The organism is Croceimicrobium hydrocarbonivorans (assembly GCF_014524565.1).
Lineage (GTDB): Bacteria > Bacteroidota > Bacteroidia > Flavobacteriales > Schleiferiaceae > Croceimicrobium > Croceimicrobium hydrocarbonivorans.
Window position 1 is genome coordinate 813,037 of sequence record NZ_CP060139.1, and the last position, 20,414, is coordinate 833,450.

16 protein-coding genes and 1 tRNA gene are annotated in these 20,414 nt (G+C 42.8%); 13 read left to right on the forward strand and 4 right to left on the reverse strand.

The window, feature by feature from the left end:
• The first annotated feature begins 7 nt into the window (after positions 1 to 7).
• The 4 genes from H4K34_RS03730 to H4K34_RS03745 are packed head-to-tail and all read left to right on the forward strand — an operon-like array spanning position 8 to position 4,228.
• On the forward strand, positions 8 to 2,269 hold the full coding sequence (locus H4K34_RS03730) for a DUF5686 family protein (RefSeq protein ID WP_210759491.1): 2,262 nt from the start codon (positions 8 to 10) through the stop codon (positions 2,267 to 2,269).
• A 50-nt stretch (positions 2,270 to 2,319) separates the two neighbouring features.
• Positions 2,320 to 2,820: an LVIVD repeat-containing protein gene (locus H4K34_RS03735; RefSeq protein ID WP_210759492.1), complete on the forward strand. Its 501-nt coding sequence runs from the start codon at positions 2,320 to 2,322 to the stop codon at positions 2,818 to 2,820.
• Positions 2,817 to 3,551 (forward strand): LVIVD repeat-containing protein, encoded by a 735-nt coding sequence (locus H4K34_RS03740; RefSeq protein WP_210759493.1) that lies wholly within the window; start codon positions 2,817 to 2,819, stop codon positions 3,549 to 3,551. The genes H4K34_RS03735 and H4K34_RS03740 overlap by 4 nt, the downstream gene beginning before the upstream one ends.
• On the forward strand, positions 3,551 to 4,228 hold the full coding sequence (locus tag H4K34_RS03745) for a porin family protein (RefSeq protein ID WP_210759494.1): 678 nt from the start codon (positions 3,551 to 3,553) through the stop codon (positions 4,226 to 4,228). The genes H4K34_RS03740 and H4K34_RS03745 overlap by 1 nt, the downstream gene beginning before the upstream one ends.
• On the opposite strand, the gene H4K34_RS03750 is transcribed toward H4K34_RS03745, so the two are convergent.
• From H4K34_RS03750 to proS, 4 genes are all read right to left on the reverse strand, one after another.
• Complete coding sequence (locus H4K34_RS03750; protein WP_210759495.1) at positions 4,225 to 4,887, reverse strand: YggS family pyridoxal phosphate-dependent enzyme; 663 nt, start codon at positions 4,885 to 4,887, stop codon at positions 4,225 to 4,227. The two genes, H4K34_RS03745 and H4K34_RS03750, sit on opposite strands and share 4 nt — an antisense overlap.
• Before the next feature lie 69 nt (positions 4,888 to 4,956).
• The gene (gene rpsT, locus H4K34_RS03755) at positions 4,957 to 5,208 is read right to left on the reverse strand and encodes a 30S ribosomal protein S20 (RefSeq protein ID WP_210759496.1); all 252 of its coding nucleotides are present in this window, start codon (positions 5,206 to 5,208) and stop codon (positions 4,957 to 4,959) included.
• 13 nt (positions 5,209 to 5,221) lie between these two features.
• Positions 5,222 to 5,293, reverse strand: a tRNA-Glu gene (locus H4K34_RS03760).
• Between the two features lie 132 nt (positions 5,294 to 5,425).
• Positions 5,426 to 6,898 carry a proline--tRNA ligase gene (proS, locus tag H4K34_RS03765; protein ID WP_210759497.1) on the reverse strand — a complete coding sequence of 491 codons (1,473 nt, stop codon included), beginning with the start codon at positions 6,896 to 6,898 and terminating at the stop codon, positions 5,426 to 5,428.
• A gap of 80 nt (positions 6,899 to 6,978) precedes the next feature.
• Between proS and H4K34_RS03770 the strand changes: the two genes are divergently transcribed.
• The 9 genes from H4K34_RS03770 (at position 6,979) to cysS (ending at position 20,413) form a co-directional block, all read left to right on the forward strand.
• A complete protein-coding gene (locus H4K34_RS03770) occupies positions 6,979 to 8,418 on the forward strand; it encodes a hypothetical protein (protein ID WP_210759498.1) in 1,440 nt (479 codons plus the stop codon).
• 32 nt (positions 8,419 to 8,450) lie between these two features.
• On the forward strand, positions 8,451 to 9,983 hold the full coding sequence (locus tag H4K34_RS03775) for a hypothetical protein (protein ID WP_210759499.1): 1,533 nt from the start codon (positions 8,451 to 8,453) through the stop codon (positions 9,981 to 9,983).
• 140 nt (positions 9,984 to 10,123) lie between these two features.
• A complete protein-coding gene (locus tag H4K34_RS03780; protein WP_210759500.1) occupies positions 10,124 to 13,339 on the forward strand; it encodes a WD40/YVTN/BNR-like repeat-containing protein in 3,216 nt (1,071 codons plus the stop codon).
• Between the two features lie 200 nt (positions 13,340 to 13,539).
• On the forward strand, positions 13,540 to 14,595 hold the full coding sequence (locus tag H4K34_RS03785; protein WP_210759501.1) for a T9SS type A sorting domain-containing protein: 1,056 nt from the start codon (positions 13,540 to 13,542) through the stop codon (positions 14,593 to 14,595).
• A gap of 3 nt (positions 14,596 to 14,598) precedes the next feature.
• Positions 14,599 to 16,131: a hypothetical protein gene (locus H4K34_RS03790; RefSeq protein WP_210759502.1), complete on the forward strand. Its 1,533-nt coding sequence runs from the start codon at positions 14,599 to 14,601 to the stop codon at positions 16,129 to 16,131.
• A complete protein-coding gene (locus H4K34_RS03795) occupies positions 16,128 to 17,348 on the forward strand; it encodes a PQQ-like beta-propeller repeat protein (protein WP_210759503.1) in 1,221 nt (406 codons plus the stop codon). The genes H4K34_RS03790 and H4K34_RS03795 overlap by 4 nt, the downstream gene beginning before the upstream one ends.
• A 15-nt stretch (positions 17,349 to 17,363) precedes the next feature.
• Positions 17,364 to 18,008 (forward strand): hypothetical protein, encoded by a 645-nt coding sequence (locus H4K34_RS03800; protein WP_210759504.1) that lies wholly within the window; start codon positions 17,364 to 17,366, stop codon positions 18,006 to 18,008.
• Positions 18,009 to 18,227: 219 nt separating this feature from the next.
• A complete protein-coding gene (gene folE, locus H4K34_RS03805) occupies positions 18,228 to 18,914 on the forward strand; it encodes a GTP cyclohydrolase I FolE (RefSeq protein WP_210759505.1) in 687 nt (228 codons plus the stop codon).
• An 11-nt stretch (positions 18,915 to 18,925) separates the two neighbouring features.
• Positions 18,926 to 20,413 (forward strand): cysteine--tRNA ligase, encoded by a 1,488-nt coding sequence (cysS, locus tag H4K34_RS03810; RefSeq protein ID WP_210759506.1) that lies wholly within the window; start codon positions 18,926 to 18,928, stop codon positions 20,411 to 20,413.
• Position 20,414 lies beyond the last annotated feature (1 nt).

The window sequence follows — 20,414 nt, forward strand, 5'->3', positions numbered from 1 at the left end:
AAAGCTTATGTATTTACTTTGTGTGCGAATGGAAATCCACTTTCGGCGGCATATCGGCTCTATCGCTCTCTTAGCGACAATTCTGTTTTTTTCTGCTCCGCTGGAAGCGCAAGATATTCCACTGGATAGCATTCTTCATAAAGCGCGTACCCTCAGGCCTCAAAATCTTAAAAAATATTACAGCTACAAAAGTAGATTTAAAGAAAGATGTAAGGCTCATGTTCAGGAAGTTCCTTTCGAGATATGGCCTGTTTCGGGAGTTTTAATACCTGCTCAAAAGGATACCGGGCTGGCATATTACAGTGAGGCATTAATTGATGCCCGCTATGGAGGACCGCAACATTATTTTCAGGATGTATTGATAAAACGTGAAGCCGGAAAGGTTCCTATTCCTAATTGGCAGCAATTACCTGCTTACGATTTTAACCTCCTTCAGAAAAGGATTTACCTCAATGAAGCTTTCGACCGTGGATTTGTGAGCCCCTTAAGCGAGGAAGGTGCAGGCATCTACCTTTTTGAGCTTACAAGCCTAAACCATGAACAGCAGGTCGCCCGCATTGCCTTCGCTCCTCGTAAAGAGAAGTTCCCGGCTATGACCGGATTTATTGATCTGCACTTAGCCTCTGGCCTACCTCTGCATGCCCAATTCAATATTTCGGCTAATAACCAATTGGAATTATTGGATAGCATTGCGGTGGTACAAAACTTCAAATGGGAGAAGGGGGTCTATCGAGCCGAAAATCAACAAATAGAAATCTATCTTAACTTATTTCACTTTCGTGGATACTATCAGGTTCGCCTGGATTATGAACAATTTCGCTATCGGGAAATCTGGCAAAAAAGCGAGTTCGATGATTTGGTTTTTGATTTAAAATCCAGCGAATTCAATACCGATAGCAGCTATTGGCAAAGCTGGAAACGAAGTCCGCAATTGAGTAAGTATCTGGATTCCCTGCAAATTTCACCTAGTCGAAAACAGCAATTCCGCAGCTTTGGGCGCAGTCGACTAGACCCGGGACCTTATCGCTTTTACAAGAATATCTTTAGGGGCTATACCCGTCGTAATGGGAACTTCTTCTGGGACTTACCCCCGCTATACAAAGGCTTGGGCTTTAATCCGGTTGAAGGTTTGTATTGGAAAGGACAAAGCCGCATTGGTTATGCGAATTCGGATCACGAAATCAGCCTGCGATTACAAGCACGTACGGGTACCGCAGACCAAAGGGTTAAACCCATGGCCGAATTAAGCTGGCAGGGAGATTTGAGCAATCCTATCCAATTAAGCTTGGAGGCGGGCTCCGACTACCGACAGTTTAATGAAGAAGAACCCATTTTGCCGGTTTTAAGCACTATTTACAACTTGGTGCTAGCCCGAAATTATATTAGTCTTTATGGTAAAGACTACTTCAAGCTTAAGTACCAGAGTGAATCATTAAGTGGCCTTACCATGGGATTAGACACCGAATACGCATGGCGCTATCCCCTCTTTAATCGCAGCAATTTTAGCTTGGTGGATGCGGATGCTGACTATGTGAGCAATAATCAGGGATTCGCCCCAAATATCAACCCGGGAGGTTTCAAGGCTCATAATTCCATGCGCTTCGATTTGAGTTTAAGCTTTCAATTTGGCGACCGATATGAGCGCCGCTATAATCAACGCTTTCAGGATGTTTTAAAAGGAAGACGCAGCTTAAAAGTGCGCTCACCAAAAATCTATTACGACCTTAAAATTGGGGTCCCCACCTTTGCGGCAGAAACCGATTTCATCTTTCAAAGCCTAGGTGTTCAACATCAATTTAGATGGGGGAATATTGGCTTATCGCAATTCGACGTTAGTGGTGGTCATTTTCTGCGCAATCGCAATGTTCCCTTTATTGATTACCGACATTTTGATGGAGTGCAAATTTTCTTTTTGCAACCCAGCACCAGTCGATCGGCGCGCATCAAACAATTCAGCACCCTACCCTATTACAGCTACAGTACAACCGACGCTTACTTTGAACTCCACTACGAGCACAATTTTGATGGAGCCTTACTCTCCAATAATAACTTCTTGCGCCGCTATAAAATCCATAGCCTGGCCGGATTCAATTCCTTGCATCTCTTAAATGAGAAAGCCTTTATTGAAGTCTTCTTTGGCTTTGATAATATTTTCAAGGTCCTTCGGGTAGAATTGGCCGGAGGTCTAGATAACTTCAATCGCCTAAGACCCTCACTGCGCGTGGGCTTCGACTTCCGTTACGACTATTATCAAAAAAATCGACGCTAGCTTGTTCCAACCCTTTTGGCTCAGGAGCCATCTTTAGGGAAAACAAGACTATGAAGTACAAGGCAATGATTGCCGCCCTGTCTCTGCTATTCTTGAGCAGTTGCTTAACTGACCCTTGGGGAGATTATGGGTATCCGGAATCAAACTACAAACCCATCTTAATGGAGCGCAGTTCACTTGAGAGCTCCGTGAAATTAGTGGACCCGCAAGCCATTAAAAACTTTGGCAAAATCTACCGCTACAATGACCTGCTTTTTATAAATGAGGTTTATGAAGGCGTGCATATCATTAATAATGCAGATCCTGCAAACCCGGTAAATATTGGCTTCATCACTATCCCCGGTAATATTGATATCGCTATTAAGAATGACTATATCTACGCGGATAATGCGGTGGACCTGATTGTAATCGCCTACGACGGACAAAATGTACAAGTGGTAGATCGAAACCGCGAGGTGTTCCCTGAGCTTCCCGCTCCGGATGGCTACTACAGTAGTGATCTCTCTGAAAGACCTGAGAATACCATAATCGTAAAATGGAAAGAGAAATGAAAAAGTATATCAGTATTCTGGCCATCGCATTCTTATGGTCATGTCAATCCGACTCCAGTAGCGACACTTCTAATGGTGGAGGCGCTGGTCAAGGTGGAAGCTTAGCTCGATTTACCATTGCCGGAGACCATCTCTATGCAGTGCATAACCAGAGCCTCAATGTCTTTGACATTTCCAATAATGCCAATGCCATCTACCTGAGTAAGCAAGAATTGTTTACCACCGTTGAAACAATCTTTACCCGTGATAGTAACACCATTTTTATTGGCTCTACTTCTGGGATGTTTATTTATGATGTGAGCAGCGCTCCCAGCATTCAACGATTAAGCACCTATCAACATATTGTTTCCTGCGATCCGGTGGTAGCCAATGAGGACTATGCCTATGTTACCTTACGATCTGATCAAACTAATAACTTCTGTTGGCGCGGGGTAAATCAATTGGATATTGTAGATATCCGCGATTTAAGCAATCCTCAATTGGTAAGCAGCTTCCCAATGGTTAGTCCTCGTGGCCTTGGCCTTTATGGCGATACGCTTATGGTTTGTGATGAGGGATTGAAGGTGCTCAATGTTGCAGATCCCAATGCGATAAAATTGATCGATGTTGATGAAGACTTCAAGGCTATTGACCTTATCCCCTACGGCAATTTAATTATTGCAGTGGCTGAGGATGGTTTAAGTCAATATCGCTACCACAAAGGCAAGCTTAACCTTTTAAGCCGACTCTAATGAAACGACTCACTGCTATCCTTTTAACCTTATCGTTTGGCTATCCCATAATGGCAAAGAATGATGGGTCTGGCAAAGACCAGAAAGATATCCCAATCCCCGAATGGCAGATTGGCCTGGTGGTTACGGATATAGTTATACCTTCATTAACGCTGGATGCCAGTATTGAAGTGGCCCCTCGAAATCATATTGGTATTCGCTTGGCCAGTCCGCAGTATCAGTCCTTCTCCGACTATGATCTATACCAACGTAGCAATTGGGCCTTTAAAGGAGGTATCTATCATAAGATTTTTATGCCTTTGGATGAATATGATATGTTCACCTTTCGCCACGGAGTTCGCTTCGGAATTTCTGAATTGGAATTCGAAGCCACGGTTTGGGACCCTTATCAAAACAATGGCAATACCTATTTAGAATATCGGGATGTAAGCTATAGCGATCAACCCATTAGCCTGGGTTATGAGATAATGGCGGGCTGGCAGAACAACTTCAAAAGCTTGTATTTCGAAATCTATTTCGGCCTGAGCTACGAGTTCATAAACAATGCTTCTGATCTTAAAGCTATTGAATATAAGGGTGAAGATTTCAGCTTGGATTACTTCGGGCCGGGCTATGAATACAATAGCAGCATTCGCCCGGTAATGGGACTGGTAATAGGTTTAACTGATCCTTATTAATTCCGCGCTCCGAAAATACTGGAGCCAATACGCACCATGGTAGAACCCTCTTCCATTGCGATTTTATAATCTCCGCTCATTCCCATACTGAGCACTTTAAAATAGTCCTTCTCAAAGAGTTCCTGCTTAAGCTGATGAAAAAATTGGCTTAGGCCACGGAACTCTTTTCGTACCTGGTCCTCATTATCGGTGAATGTCGCCATCCCCATCAAGCCACAAATACGAACATTTGGATAAAGACTTTCGAGGTCTTTACTGAACAATGCTTTGGCCTCATCATAATCGAAACCAAATTTGCTGTCTTCCTCTGCGATGTGAATTTGCACCAGGCAATCAATGCGGCGATCTACTTTGGAAGCTTCCTTATTTAAGGTTTTAATGCGCTTCTCCTTATCCATACCATGGACCATGGAAACAAAGGGAGCCATATACTTGATCTTATTGTCCTGAACATGGCCAATCATATGCCACTCAATGTCCTTAGGAAGAGCTTCAGCCTTATCGCTCATCTCCTGGATACGATTCTCTCCAAAAACGCGCTGACCGGCCTCATAGGCCTCCTGGATGGCTGAGTTTGGTTTGGTTTTAGAAACCGCTACTAATTGAACATCTGCCGCCAATCCGGCTTTGATTTGAACTAAATTCTCTGCTATCGACATGGGGCAATTTTAAATAAAAAAAGCCCTTCAACTCAAGGCTGAAGGGCTTTAAATTTTGTGAACTTGTAACTACAAGCCGTTCACGTATAAAGTTAAGCTAGACTTCAAGTTAGAAGCTTTCTTATCATGAATGATGTTTTTCTTCGCTAATTTATCTACCATAGCAATTACTTCTGGAAGACGTTTTGCAGCAGCACCCTTATCGGTTTCTTCACGTAAGGCACGAACAGCATTACGAGCAGTTTTATGCTGGTAGCGATTCAACACACGCTTTTTTTCATTAGCGCGAATTCTTTTTAATGCGGACTTGTGATTTGCCATAACTTTTTAATTGCAGCCCCTAGGAGAATCGAACTCCTCTTTCCAGGATGAAAACCTGGCGTCCTAACCGATAGACGAAGGGGCCTTGGGTGTCCCGTTTAATTTTGGGAGTGCAAATGTAAGTGCATTTTAGAATTCCGCAAAGGGTCTGCTAGAAATTTTTGACCTTTTTTCTGCATTTTTTCTCAAATAGCTGAAATCCAGTTCAATTATTTTATCAGTAAGCCTTCGCGAAAATCACTCTGCCTTTGCTAGGAGCACCGGTATACACACATTTACCCTCTTCTGCCTGCTGATCCAATGGAATACAGCGGATGGTAGCCTTGGTTTCGGCCTTAATTTTCTCTTCGGTTTCTGAGCTTCCATCCCAATGGGCCCATACGAAACCACCGGCTTCGATCTTGGCTTTAAAATCTTCCCAATCATCCGAAGTATAGCTGTGGCTTTCGCGGAAGTCCTTGGCCTTGTTTAAGAGGTTGCTTTGAATTTCCTCCAATAAGGCAGCTACTTGGTCCTCTAAGCCATCTACAGACACCACTTCTTTACTGAGGGTATCACGACGCGCCAGCTCCACGGTATTGTTCTCCATATCACGAGGCCCCATAGCGATGCGTAAAGGCACTCCTTTCAATTCGTATTCTGCAAATTTCCAACCGGGCTTATGGGTATCGCGGTTATCAAATTTTACCCGTATCCCTTTTGCTCTCAATCGGCTTTGGATCTCATTTACCTTTTCGGAGATTTGATCTAATTGCTCCTGTCCTTTGTAGATAGGAACAATCACCACTTGATAAGGGGCTAAGTTTGGAGGCAAGACCAATCCTTGGTCATCGGAATGGGTCATTACCAAGGCTCCCATCAAGCGAGTACTTACCCCCCAGGAGGTAGCCCAAACATATTCCTCTTTACCTTCTTTGGATGCATATTTCACATCAAAGGCTTTAGCAAAATTCTGCCCTAAGAAGTGGCTGGTACCAGCTTGCAGTGCTTTACCATCTTGCATCATTGCCTCGATACAATAGGTTTCTTCCGCACCCGCAAAACGTTCGCTTTCCGTTTTCAAACCTTTGATTACAGGAATCGCCATGAAATTTTCCGCGAATTCGGAGTAGATACCTAACATGGTTTCCGCTTCTTCAATCGCTTCTTCACGACTTGCGTGAGCAGTATGACCTTCTTGCCATAGGAACTCAGCCGTACGCAGGAATAATCGAGTACGCATTTCCCAGCGCACAACATTTGCCCACTGATTTATCTTTAAAGGTAAATCTCGGTAACTTTGAATCCAGTTTTTATAGGTATCCCAGATAATAGTCTCGGAAGTAGGGCGAACAATAAGTTCTTCCTCTAAACGAGCATCAGGGTCAACCACCACACCTTTACCTTCATCATCATTCTTTAAACGATAATGCGTAACCACAGCACATTCTTTAGCAAAGCCTTCAACGTGGCTCGCCTCGCGAGAGAAAAAGGACTTCGGAATGAAAAGCGGGAAATACGCATTTTCGTGTCCGGTTTCTTTAAACATGCGGTCGAGTTCGGCTTGCATTTTTTCCCAAATCGCATAGCCGTAGGGCTTTATCACCATGGAACCACGAACGGCGCTGTTCTCTGCGAGATCCGCACGAACCACCAGTTCATTGTACCATTTAGAATAGTCTTCCGATCTTTTCGTTAACTTCTGAGCCATGAATTTTGTAAATGGTATGGAGTTTGTTTTATTCCTATACGGCAAAACTAAGTATTTAACGAATCCCTAAAATGAAAGTCATGAAAAAGCTAGTTACCTACGCCTTTGCAAGCGTCTTCGCATTGAGTGCTTGCGGCTCCAAAACTCAAACCGTAAATAACTATTACGACGACGGTCTGTACTCCGAGCCAGGCTACGCAGAAAACACTCCAGCTAGCCAGCAAAATGACTTCAGCCTGGAGGATGTTGATCCCGATTCTAAATCAGCCGAAGAATTGGATTATTATGATCCTAATGATAATTCAAGCACTAACCAGTCTTTAGCTGGCAATGGCACTACCGTTATCAATAACTACTATTCTCCTTCTTACCGCAATCCAGGATGGAATAACAACTATTACTGGAATGGTTACGGATGGAATAACTGGGCTTTTAACAACTACTATTACGATCCTTTCTTTGACCCATACTATTGCAGTGCCTGGGGACCTTCCTGGGGATTCCGGTGGGGATACAGCTCTTGGGGATGGAGATCCAGATGGGGATGGAACGCCGGATGGGGACCTGGTTACTACGGCGGTGGATGGTATGGATATAATTCCTACTGGGCCGGTTACAACAATGGATATTATAATGGCTACTACAATGGAGCCTATGATTCTTACGGACGCAACCGTCTTTATACTGGACCTCGCGGAAGCTATGGCCGCGCCGGATCTTACAATGTTGCATCAAGAAGTGGTGTAACCAGTCGCAGAACCGCTTATGCCACTACCGGCAGAACCACTCGTGGTAAAACCAATGCAACTACTTCTGGCCGGGTAAACCGCTCCGAAGTTCGCAGCAGTCGTTTTAGTACCAATAACATCAATACTCGTTCGGCCAGCACTACATCTCGTGTAAGTACTACCGGAAGAAGCACCGCTTCTAGCAGCAACCCCGTACGCACCAGCAGATACACTAGTAATGTAAGTCGTAGTAATGGTTACACCGCTACTCCTAGCGGCAGAAGCTCAAGTGCCAGCACTACTCGGACCAGCACCAGAACTAATACCAGTACCCGTGGTTCTAACTACAGCAATCAAGGTCGTAGTACAACCCGAACTAGCACTGTAACTCGTAGCAACCAAAGTGAAGGCAGCAGCCGTACTCAAAGTTCAGGAAACACCAGTCGTTCGAATAGCAATTACCAAAGTCGTAGTCAGAGAACTCAGACTTTCCAAAGACAGAATAATAGCAATTCATCAAATAACTATCAATCTGGCAGCTCCAGAACTAACAGCAATAACCGCAGCTATACCCCTTCAAGCAATAGCCGCAGTAACAGTAGCAGTCGTAGTTATACGCCTTCCAGCTCTAGTCGCAGTAACTCCAGCTACAATCGTTCTTCCGGTTCTTCACGTAGTTCAGGCTCTGCAGGTAGATCATCATCTGGCTCCTCACGCAGCAGTAGTGGTAGCAGCCGTTCATCCGGCTCAAGTCGCTCTTCAAGCTCTAGCCGCTCTGGCCGCGGACGTTAGTCAAATTGATAAAAACGAAAACATTGAATATCATGAAAAAGCTAAGTCTCTTGATTCTGGGTCTCTGCTCTGGATTACTTAGTGCTCAAACAGCAGATGACATAGAACTCTTTCAACTGAGAAATTTACACGGCACCCCTCGCTATACTGCAATGGGGGGTGCTTTTACAGCCCTCGGCAACGATTTTAGTGCTTATAGCATCAACCCTGCTTCAGCGGCAGTAAATCGTTACAGCGACCTAGGTTTCACGCTAGGATTCAATAATCGCAATGGAAATTATTCCAATTTCTATGGGCAAAATGGTTCTGAAAATAATTTCGACCTCAACTTCGAAAACGTAGGTCTGAACCTTATCCTCAATCCAGATGACGCCAATCGCTTTTCATTAGCCTTTAGCACCACTAAGCTTGCTGATTTTGATCGCAGCTTCAATCTGGATGGACTAAACAACACTTACACTTTAGGTCAGTATTGGGCCGAAAGTTCAGCTGGACAGCATGTAGATAATATCAGCTGGGATGCTTATGCCGCTTGGCAAGCTTACCTCCTGGTTTCTACCAATGACACCATCGACCCTGATGGATATGCCTACGGACAAGATGATGGTAACGGTAATATTATCGCAAACAGCACCCTGCGTTATACCTTTAATCAGGATGGTTCTTTTAATGAGACCAATATTGTGATGGGATTGGACCAAGGTGGAAAAGTCTATTATGGCTTATCCTTTGCCTTCCCTACCTTGAGTTTCCGCCGGGAAGAGTTTATCACCGAATACAATCTCAATACCGCAAATCCTCCCTACAGTGCTAATCAGTACACCTACCGTCGCTTAAATGATATTTATGCGAATGGTTTCAATATGAAGTTTGGCTTTATTTACCGCCCCATCCCTGAATTAAGGATTGGTGCATCCTATCAAAGCCCTAGCTGGTATACGGTTAATCAATTCTATGAATCTGATGTAGAGGCAAATTTCAACCAGGAGCCTTATTCCGGAGTTGGTACCGCTACTCAAAGTGATATTCTGGAAACAGGACAATATGCCTATCGACTCAGAACTCCTGCCATTTACCGTGCTGGTGTGGCAAGTGTTATCGGAAAGTTCCTCATCTTAAGTGTAGACTATTACTACCAAAATCAAGGTAATACCCAATTGTACACCAATAACAACAGCTTTAATATCAGCGAAAGCTTGCTGCAAACAGATTATCAGCCTGGTATCGATCAACTCTATCGCAATGGTCGTCAAACCATTTCCGCTGGAGCGGAGGTGCGAATCAAAAAGATTTTCCTTCGCGGTGGTTACCGTTATGATGAATCTATATACGGTGATGATTATCAAGATAACACTGTTGGGGCCATGCAATCCTTAAGCTGTGGATTAGGCTATAAAAGTGGTCCTTGGAGTTTTGACCTTGCTTGGATTAATAGCAGCCGTGATCGCACTTATGCCCTTTACCGCGGTATTGATCAGAGCAATCAAAGTTTTGAAGTGCTTCAGGATTTGGACATGACTGAAGTCTCCAACAATATAGTCGCAGGGGTTACCCTCAAGTTTTAAAATTAAGCCGGCTAATGCCGGCTTTTTTGTTTCTAAGCTCGCTTGGAAAAGGTAAAGAAGCATCGATGCTTTGAAATATGAGCATCCTTGAAATTGTCTTAAATTCGGGCCTCTCTTTAAAGCAAACAAAAATTAAGAGTATGCTCCGAAATAAACACCTCCTGCTCAGCACCTTATTGGCATTTGGGCTTCAAGCTCAGGATTCATTGGTAGACAAGGTTTCCTTAGGTGGACTCAGTTTTCGAAATATAGGCCCTGCCCTAACTTCTGGGCGTATTGCAGATATAGCTGTAAACCCTAAAAACAGCAGTGAATATTATGTTGGTGTAGCCAGCGGAGGTCTTTGGAAAACCAGCAATCACGGTACTACCTACAGCCCGGTATTTGATTCACAAAGCTCCTACTCGATTGGATGCGTGGCCATTGACCCTAAGAACCCCAATATTGTTTGGGTGGGTAGTGGCGAAAACAACAACCAACGATCTGTGCCTTATGGAGATGGCTTGTATAAAAGCACCGACGGAGGAAGCTCCTGGAAAAAGGTAGGTCTTGAAAATTCGGAGCATATTGGCATGATTGCCATTCATCCTGATGACCCTAATAAAGTTTTTGTGGCAGCCTATGGCCCTTTATGGAGCGCCGGTGGTGATCGAGGTATTTACCGCACTACCGATGGAGGTGCAAGTTGGGAGAAGGTACTTGAGGTTTCAGAAAACACCGGCTTTAATGAGGTACACTTCGACCCAAATAATCCCATGGTGCTCTATGCAGCCGCCCATCAACGTCGTCGCCATGTTTGGACCTACGTAAGCGGTGGACCGGAAAGTGGCATCTACAAGAGTACTGATGGCGGTAAAAGCTGGAAAGAATTAAAGAAAGGATTGCCATCGGAAAAAGGTCGAATTAGCTTGGGCCTGAGTAAGCACAATCCAGATTTACTTTATGCCATGGTGGAAGAACATGGATTCTATCGTAGTGATGACCGTGGAGCTTCCTTCCGAAAGGTAAATGACTACAATACCAGCGGAAACTACTATGTAGAATTGGTGGTGGATCCAAAGAATCCTGAAGTAGTATATTCCATGGATACCTATATGCATGTTAGTCGCGACGGAGGCCAAAGCTGGAATCCTGTTCCTGAAAACAACAAACATGTGGATAATCATTGTCTTTGGATCAACCCTAAGGACACAAAGCAAATGATTGCCGGTTGTGACGGCGGATTATATGAAACTTGGGATAGCGGTCAAAATTGGCATTTCAAACCCAATTTACCAGTTACCCAATTTTACCGGGTTGCGGTAGATAATGCCGAACCATTTTATAATGTATACGGTGGCACCCAGGATAATTTTAGTTTGGGTGGACCTTCACAAACCATAAACTCAAGAGGAGTAGTAAATTCCGATTGGTATGTTACCAATACCGGCGATGGATTCGAAAGTCAGATTGACCCCAAGAACCCAGATATTGTTTATGCCCAGGCACAATATGGTTGGTTAGTTCGCTATGATCGTCGCAGTGGCGAATCAGTAGGAATTAAACCTAGCCCGAATAAAGGCGAAAAGGCCTACCGCTGGAATTGGGATGCGCCTCTATTAATCAGCCCACACAATCACAAACGCCTGTATTTCGCCGCCAATAAAGTTTTCCGTAGTGATGATCGCGGTGATAATTGGACGGTAATTTCACCCGATTTAAGTCAGCAAATTGATCGACACAGCTTAAAAGTAATGGGCAAAGTACAATCAGTTGATGCAATTGCCTATGATAAATCCACCTCCGTATATGGCAATATTGTGGCTTTGGATGAATCGCCTCTCAAGGAAGGGCTACTCTACATAGGAACTGATGATGGCTTAATTCAGGTGAGCGAAGATGGAGGTAAAAACTGGCGAAAGATTAGCGAATTTCCAGGCGTTCCTAAGAACACTTATGTCAATCAGGTATTAGCAGATTTATTTGATGAGAACACCGTTTATGCTCTCTTCAACAATCATAAGAATGGCGATTTTAAACCTTATGTATTAAAGAGTACCGACAAAGGCGCTACTTGGACTAAAATCAATGCTAATTTACCAGAGCGAGGTTCTGTATACGCAATGCGCCAGGATCATATTAACAAGGACTTGCTTTTTATCGGAACTGAGTTTGGCGTACAGTTTAGCATTAATGGCGGTAAAAGCTGGCGCGCTCTAAGTGCTGGATTACCTACCATCGCAATCCGTGACTTGGATATTCAACGTCGGGAAAACGATTTGGTATTGGCAAGCTTCGGACGAGGATTTTACATCTTGGATGATTACAGTGCTTTGAGAGAATTAAGTGAAAGCAATCTTCAAAACGAAGCACACCTCTTCCCTACTAAAACAACGAAGCTGTTTTTCGAAGCCAGTCCGCTGGGCTATGGCCAGAAAGGATTTATGGGTGCCAGCTATTATACAGCTCCAAATCCAAAGAGGGAAGTTTGCTTCAATCTCTATATCAAAGATTTGAAGAAAGGATTAAAAGCTAAGCGAAAGGACATTGAATCGAAAGCCAATAAGGAAGGTAAGGACATTGTATACCCAAGCCTGGAACGGTTAAAGGCAGAAAACGATGAAGAATCCACTTATCTATTATTTGTAATAATGGATAATGAGGATAAAGAAATTCGTCGATTCACCAGCCGTCCTTCCAAAGGTATCAATCGATACTATTGGGATGGCACTTTAGGAAATCGTGCTTATGCCAATTCAAGGGGCGAGCCTTTCACCTCAGCAGGATCCGCAAATTTAGCGGCTCCCGGAACCTATCAGGTGGAGGTATTTATCTCAGAAAATGGAACACTAAGACCTTTGAATGTAAAGCAGAGCTTCCAAATCGAATGGCTCAATAACAATACCTTCAAAGCTTCAGACTATAATAAGCTCCATGAATTTCAGGATAGCCTGGAAACTATTCGAAGAGAAATTGTTGCTTTAAATCAATTGCACAGCAAACTGGAAAAACGCACTAAAGAATTGAAGGCTTTAGCACGAAACACGCCAGGAGCGCCCTTAACTATCCTGAATGATTTACAAAAGATCGAACAGGACCTTGATGTATTGACGGTGAAATTAGGCGGAGATCAAATTCGGGAGAAATACAATTTTGAAACAGCTCCGGGATTAATGCAACGCTTAAGCTCAGCCGTTTGGAATTCCTATGCTACCAGTTCAGCTCCTACTGGAGAGCAACGTAAAAACTTGCGAATCCTTAATCAAGAGCGCTTGCCCTTGGAGACTGAAATCAAACGCATTGAAAAGGAATTGAAGAATTTCTACAGCATACTTTTAAACAGTGGCGCGCCCTATCTAGATGGCGAAATGGACTAAAAGCCTATTTTATTGTAAAGAAAGCCACCTTTTTTAGGGTGGCTTTTTTATTTATTAAGCACTGGCAATCTGTTGGTTACCAATTGAATTTGCAAAACTTGCCTTTCCAATCGCTTTCCACAGGCAAAACCTGCACAAACATTTCTATGGGATAAAGCAAAATTGAGGTCATCAAAACCAACCTTAACCAAACAAAACCGATGACCTATCGATTAATTCTGATGCGAAGCCTAGGAATATTCCTGGCTTCGCTTTCGCTTTCTGCACAAAATTCTGGCAATTACTTTAATGACAGCACATCAGCCCGCTATCGCTATGATCTCGAAAGCCATCAATACGCTACCATACCGGGTGGCACCTCTATTAATGATTTAGATCCATTAGAAAAGGAATTGTTGAAACCTCTATGGGATATTCAAAAAATAAGCTCCGGAATAAATTCCTCCAACGAGCCTTATTATGAAATCCAAAATGTTCGGAATAGTTCCATAGAGAACTGGCTTTCAAAACCCTATCGACAGCTTCTTACTCCAGCTGGTAGTTATGGTTTCGATTCTTTGGGAAATGAAGTTTACTACTTCCCTAATAATCCAATTGAGAATCTCGACATGCAGGATCAAGTCAATCAGATTCAGTCAGATGGCTTTCAACCCATTATGATGTTCTTTCCAACCAAAAGAGATGATTTTGTGCAGGAAGCACTAGACCAAGGGGCTACGATGCTTAATCACGAGGATAATGCCTTCACTTTAATCCTGGGGGAATCAGAAGTTCGGATTGAACCTGAAACAAAAACGATACAAAATCGCTATCGGATCGAAAACACTCAATATGAAGTCACTACTGCTTACACGCTACTTTCTCCATACGGTTATGTCCCGATTTGGGAGAAGGAAAGCAGGCAGCGTTTGGATTTAGATCATCCAATAAGCCTGATTAATCAAAGGACCTTTCGCAACCATGTGATTGAGGACCTTTATGATAAGATCGAAAAGTATACTGATAAAGCTTATTTACAAGTCTATCCGAACCCGGTAGTTTCAGAATTTGAAATAATACTACGTGGCCTTCCAGAAGCTCAGGTAAGTCTGATCCAGATTCGGGACCATTTTGGAAATATTCTATTCAGCTATTCAAATCCCTCGGTTGATCAGAACATTATTCATTTGGATGGATCTACTTATCCCTCTGGCGTACTAATCCTCTTAGTCTATACCCAGGAAGGCATTTTCACTGAAACCCTAACCAAAATCTAAGTCATGAAATTGCTTTATTCTTCGCTTCTCAATCTATTTCTAGCCTCTTCGATTTTTGCTCAGATCGAAGTTATCTCAACCGATTCCTTACGAGTTATTGATACTGATCCAGAAGGAGGAAGCTCTGGTGGTCTAATTGGCGGATCGACACTTCTCAATTCGGACAGCAGTTTAGTGGGCAGGAAACTAGTCTTCTGGATTCATGGCTTAGCAGGCAATGAACATTCTTGGAATCGCATTCAAGCATCCACAGAAAACCAAACAGGCAATCCTATTCCCAATTACCCAGAACGAAATGTAGAGGGTTACGCCCTTAGTTATGAGGGAAGTGAAAACTTAAATATCTTTCAATTAGGCGGCCATGTAAATAATGGTTTGATGGAAACCTGGCGAGTTTCAATCCCCCGGCGCGATACCCTTGATGTTCGAAACAATTTTGTTATCGCCCATAGTCAAGGTGGCATAGTTGCTCGCGCTATTCGCTACATGAATCTAATAGATTCCTCAAATTACCATTGGCAATTTGGAGCCATAGCAACATTTGGCAGTCCGCACGGAGGAGCCCAAATCATTAATTCCACTCAGACAGGAGGGCTTGTCCAAACCTGGATTGATGATGGCTGCAAAAAAATATCAAGGGGCGAAATTCAAACATTCGTAGGTACGCGTTGGTGGCTGGATCTAATTATTAGTAATGATGCCGTAGTATCCTTCTCCAATCTCACCTGCAATGGGCTCAACAAAATGGCCCTGCCAATATTAATCAATGCCATAAGGAAACCGGTTGGTGCTGACTATGCTGTAGGAGCAAGTAACCTAGCGAAACTGGATAGTATGGCTTATTTAGACACCATGAAAGTAGTCACTTTTTATGGTGTAGAGCAGGAACCCGTGCTATGGCGAACTATCCATAGTATGACCTATACCAAAGACTCGTCCATTGCGGGCAATCCTCTTTCGACAGATCCTTTTGGACTAAATGAAGATGATGAGCTCCCAATATTTGTAAATCATAAAATATCGAGCTATCACGCAAAATGGTCAAGCCATAATTCAAGATCAAATCAATTATGGTATCAAATCACTTGGCATAGTAAAGATGAAAAGGAGAAAGCGGAAATCTATCGAGATGCCCATGATTGGTTAGCCTACGCAAATCTCAATTGGAAGCGATTCATTGGCGCTCGGAAAGACACTACTTATATCGATGGTTACCATTGTGAATGCTTGGTAAATCTTGGAGGAACAGATGGTTATCAGTTCACCTATCAGCATGTTCAAAATCCTGGTGATTGCAATGACTCATTGGCCGTCAATTGCCAGGCAAATCCTAAAATCGTACATACGGTGATTGAAGAACCTAATGACGGGGTAGTTCCAGTTTCCTCGCAAATTGGGTATCCGAATCGATTTAATTCTTTCCTAATGGAAAACACTAATCATATGCAGGAAAGAAATTGTGGAGAAACCAAGAAAATGTTAAAGCTTCTATTCAATGGTGACTATGGAGATAAATTTAAACTTGATAAAAAATGATCCGATTTAGACCCCTAATTATACTGCTAATTGCTGTTTTATTGAGTTGTCATAAAGACAAGCAAATCAGATCCAGCCCTTCCTTTAAAGCTAATTTGGAAATTAAATGGCGAAAATCAATTGTTCCAAACCCAAGTATAGACTTCACTATCGCGATTAACCCAATACTCTATGAAAACACTGTCGTTTTCGGAACGGAATATTTTCTATATAACCAATCTGCACCTATCCTCTTTCTTGACACCTCAAATGGTAGCCTTGAAAATTACTGGTCAGATTATTTAGATGGGAACGACTTATATGTTGGAGAAACAAGTGCAAATGATGGCCAATTTCTTTTTCTGAGCACACATCATTCAATTGATTGTGTAAACCTTGAGAATCATAATACACAATGGCAAGCTAAGGTTTCAGGGAATGGCCCTCACATTTACACCAACAAGGGCTATTTATACACCGCCATTGACTACGATGGAAATAAAGGTGCTGCTATACTTAGATCCCCCACCGACCACCTTGAATGGAATACTATTTACGCATTTAAACGCACTGATCGTTTTGATCCAAGTTTTGACTCTATGGGATTTGGTGAATTGGCTAACGGCGATGAAGTGGTAGTATGGAAAAATCGCAGTTACACTGGTTCTGCGGATCGAACCGACATATTCGCTTACAATTTAACAGCGGATACCTTACTCTGGAGGAATATGGATATGGAAATAAATTCTGGGATCATCCCTCTTAAAGTCAAAGATCAGAGAGTATTTGGCTTAGTAAAGAATCATGTTTTCTGTATGAACTTAAACTCTGGGGATATGATTTGGATTCGGGATGCAAGAGAAATTGTAAAACCAACCTTGGATTTTGGCTTTTTTGCTGGAGACCTCCATCTCACTTCAGATGCTGTTGTATTTAAAGGAGATAGTGATGAAATTATTGCCGTAAACCAATCTAATGGAGCACTTAGATACATCCGCCAAGATGTTACCTGGGGTTTCGAAGATCGATTTAGCGTTTACAATGGCAAACTATTTTTCACTGGCGGTTACCAATTTGTAGTTTTTGATCCAGAAATCGGAGAAGTACTCTACAACGAAGATTTAAGCCATCAGTTTAAAACCATTCGAAGCAGAATCGTATTCGACCCTATACGCCCTGTTATGTATTTTCACAATGGTCGCGAAGCCTTCTGCGTCAAAGTCCCCAATTTAGATTAACCTAAACCTGACCAAATGAAAACCTTATTCCTTTCGCTTTTGCTTAGTCCTCTTTTATTTCAAAGTGCCAAAGGGCAACTCTTGGACTCCTCGCATCATAGACTTAGCTTCAGGCCACTTTCCTCCTACAGCCCCAAGTTTCCGGATGTCACTAATCAGTTCACATATGGAGGGATATCCATTAGCGCATTTGCCCCCTTTAACAATGCTAATACCGGTTTTAACATTCAATTCTCCTTAGATGCTGGGAATATTTCCATGGAGGAAGCTGGTACAATAGACTTGTTTTGGAGCACCAGTAACTATTCAATATCTGCAACAGGCAACTTTTTCACTCCTTCTGTTTACGCAGGGCTCTGCACCTTAATTCCTTTAAACAAAAACTGGACTTTAAGCTGCTCTGCAAACCTTGGAGCCTCTTTAGGTATAGCTTTCCTCGACTCTTATGTCACATTAAATAATGTAACAGATTACAGTTCGAGTATCGAGGAATTGCTAAGCATAGGAAACCTATTTGAATTAGGTTTGGCCCATAGCAGTAAAGCCAAAAGTGGTTATGAAATCGGGATTAGCTTCACCTTGCCTTGGATAATCGAATCTTATACTGAGCCTTATACTTACTATAGTTATGGACTGTATTACAGTTACCTGTTTTTCTAATCAAGAGTCAGATTTGCTATTTCTTCAGGCTTGATTGACGCCAATTCTTTTCAACCCATATAGGTGTATAATCTTATATAAGACTAAAACACCATAATTTAATCAAGTGGTTATAGTTTCCCCTTATCATCCTTTGTATCAGTGTCCGTTTACACCCTTATTTTATATTACCTTTGCCGGCTCAATTCATTGCGCCTGCCGCATTCTAATTCATTGACGGTGAACACTGATAACCCAATAAATTCCCACGACGAAGAAGGGGATTTACATATTTCAAACAGCAATATTGAAACTCCACTTAAAGCCAATGCCTTTGAGATGGATGATGCTACTAAAATTCAGGTGATCCAAGAGCATTTTGAAAAAATCATGGACACCCTGGGACTTGATCTTCAAGATGATAGTCTTAAAGGAACTCCTAAAAGGGTGGCGAAAATGTTTGTTCAGGAAATCTTTGGAGGACTGCATCCAGATCGAAAGCCCAGCGCCAGCACCTTTGAAAATAAGTATCAATACGGTGAAATGCTGGTGGAAAAGAACATTGTTGTTTATTCTACTTGCGAGCATCATTTCCTTCCGATTGTTGGACGAGCCCATGTGGCTTATATCTCCAAAGGCCGTGTAATTGGCCTCAGTAAGATGAACCGCATCGTAGATTATTACGCCAAACGTCCACAAGTGCAGGAGCGGATGACCAAGCAAATTGTTGCTGCCCTTCAAGAAGCACTGGGAACAGATGATGTTGCCTGTGTAATTGACGCTAAACACCTTTGTGTTAATTCACGTGGGATACGCGATATTGAAAGCAGTACCGTTACCGCTGAATTTGGTGGTGCTTTTAAAGAGGAAGAGAAAAAACGTGACTTCCTCGACTACATTAATTTAGACACACATTTCGGAGCCTAAAATTTAAGATCATGGCCTTATACGAGGAAAACGACTTATACCTCTACAATTCCATAAGTCGAAAAAAGGAAAAGTTCAATGCCCTAAATGCACCTCACCTGGGTCTCTACGTTTGTGGACCCACTGTGTATAGCGAAGTTCACTTAGGGAATTGCCGCACCTTTATTTCCTTCGATATGGTCTACCGTTACCTAAGTCATTTGGGCTATAAGGTGCGCTATGTTCGAAACATCACCGATGCCGGCCACCTCGAAAATGATGCGGATGAAGGTGAAGACAAAATCAGTCAGCGTGCTCGACTAGAGCAATTAGAACCCATGGAAATAGTTCAGAACTACACGCTGAATTTCCATAAGGTTTTGGAGCAATTCAACAATATTCCTCCATCCATTGAGCCAACTGCTACCGGTCATATCGTTGAACAAATCGATATGATTCAAAAAATCATTGATGCTGGTTTAGCCTATGAAAAAAACGGATCCGTTTACTTCAATGTGGCTAAGTACAATGAAAGCAATAACTACGGAGAACTCAGTGGTCGCAAGATTGAAGAATTAATCAGCGGCACTCGTGAACTCGATGCTCAAAGCGAAAAAGATAGTCCGTTGGATTTTGCCATTTGGAAAAAAGCCAGCCCCAGCCATATCATGCGCTGGAACTCTCCCTGGAGTGCCGGTTTCCCTGGTTGGCATTTAGAATGTTCCGTAATGAGCACTAAATACCTGGGCGAAGAATTCGACATTCATGGTGGTGGTATGGATTTAAAATTCCCACACCACGAGTGTGAGATTGCTCAGAACCAAGCCAGCACCGGCCATAAAGGACCACGCTACTGGATGCACGGCAATATGCTCACCCTTAATGGGCAAAAAATGAGCAAAAGCACCGGAAACACTTTGAGTCCGAGCGAGCTGTTCAGTGGCGATACCGATAAATTGGAGAAAGGCTTTCATCCTACTGTAGCCCGCTTCTTTATGATGCAGGCTCATTATGGATCGCAACTCGACTTTAGCAGCGATGCATTGGAAGCGGCTGAAAAGGGCTATTTCCGATTAATGGGAGCCTGGAATAATTTACAAAAGCTCAGTCCGGGTGAAGGATCTGACTTCAAGGTTAAAGCATGGCGAGAGTCTTGTTATGCTGCTATGAATGATGACTTCAACTCGCCCATTCTAATTTCCCAATTATTTGAAGCAGCTCGCTTCATTAATAGTCGTGGGGAAGAAAATAGTGGCTTGAGCGCAGATGATCTGGCATTACTCAAAAACACCTTTAGCATCTTTGTTTTTGATGTGCTAGGTTTAGAAGACATCACCCATAGCAATCAAGGTTCTGGCGACAAGCTCGATGAAGTAGTGCAAATTTTATTAGACCTCCGCACTCAAGCCCGTGCCGACCGTAATTTCAGCTTAAGCGATACCATTCGAGACCAATTGGCATCAGTTGGAATTGAAGTGAAGGACGGAAAAGACGGTAGTACCTTTAGCCTTAAATCTTAAT

Bases quoted from the DNA above. Each gene is read 5' to 3' on its own strand.
- H4K34_RS03730 (WP_210759491.1), top strand. From the start codon at position 8: ATGTATTTACTTTGTGTGCGAATGGAAATCCACTTTCGGCGGCATATC.
- H4K34_RS03735 (WP_210759492.1), top strand. From the start codon at position 2,320: ATGAAGTACAAGGCAATGATTGCCGCCCTGTCTCTGCTATTCTTGAGC.
- H4K34_RS03740 (WP_210759493.1), top strand. From the start codon at position 2,817: ATGAAAAAGTATATCAGTATTCTGGCCATCGCATTCTTATGGTCATGT.
- H4K34_RS03745 (WP_210759494.1), top strand. From the start codon at position 3,551: ATGAAACGACTCACTGCTATCCTTTTAACCTTATCGTTTGGCTATCCC.
- H4K34_RS03750 (WP_210759495.1), bottom strand. From the start codon at position 4,887: ATGTCGATAGCAGAGAATTTAGTTCAAATCAAAGCCGGATTGGCGGCA.
- rpsT (WP_210759496.1), bottom strand. From the start codon at position 5,208: ATGGCAAATCACAAGTCCGCATTAAAAAGAATTCGCGCTAATGAAAAA.
- proS (WP_210759497.1), bottom strand. From the start codon at position 6,898: ATGGCTCAGAAGTTAACGAAAAGATCGGAAGACTATTCTAAATGGTAC.
- H4K34_RS03770 (WP_210759498.1), top strand. From the start codon at position 6,979: ATGAAAAAGCTAGTTACCTACGCCTTTGCAAGCGTCTTCGCATTGAGT.
- H4K34_RS03775 (WP_210759499.1), top strand. From the start codon at position 8,451: ATGAAAAAGCTAAGTCTCTTGATTCTGGGTCTCTGCTCTGGATTACTT.
- H4K34_RS03780 (WP_210759500.1), top strand. From the start codon at position 10,124: ATGCTCCGAAATAAACACCTCCTGCTCAGCACCTTATTGGCATTTGGG.
- H4K34_RS03785 (WP_210759501.1), top strand. From the start codon at position 13,540: ATGACCTATCGATTAATTCTGATGCGAAGCCTAGGAATATTCCTGGCT.
- H4K34_RS03790 (WP_210759502.1), top strand. From the start codon at position 14,599: ATGAAATTGCTTTATTCTTCGCTTCTCAATCTATTTCTAGCCTCTTCG.
- H4K34_RS03795 (WP_210759503.1), top strand. From the start codon at position 16,128: ATGATCCGATTTAGACCCCTAATTATACTGCTAATTGCTGTTTTATTG.
- H4K34_RS03800 (WP_210759504.1), top strand. From the start codon at position 17,364: ATGAAAACCTTATTCCTTTCGCTTTTGCTTAGTCCTCTTTTATTTCAA.
- cysS (WP_210759506.1), top strand. From the start codon at position 18,926: ATGGCCTTATACGAGGAAAACGACTTATACCTCTACAATTCCATAAGT.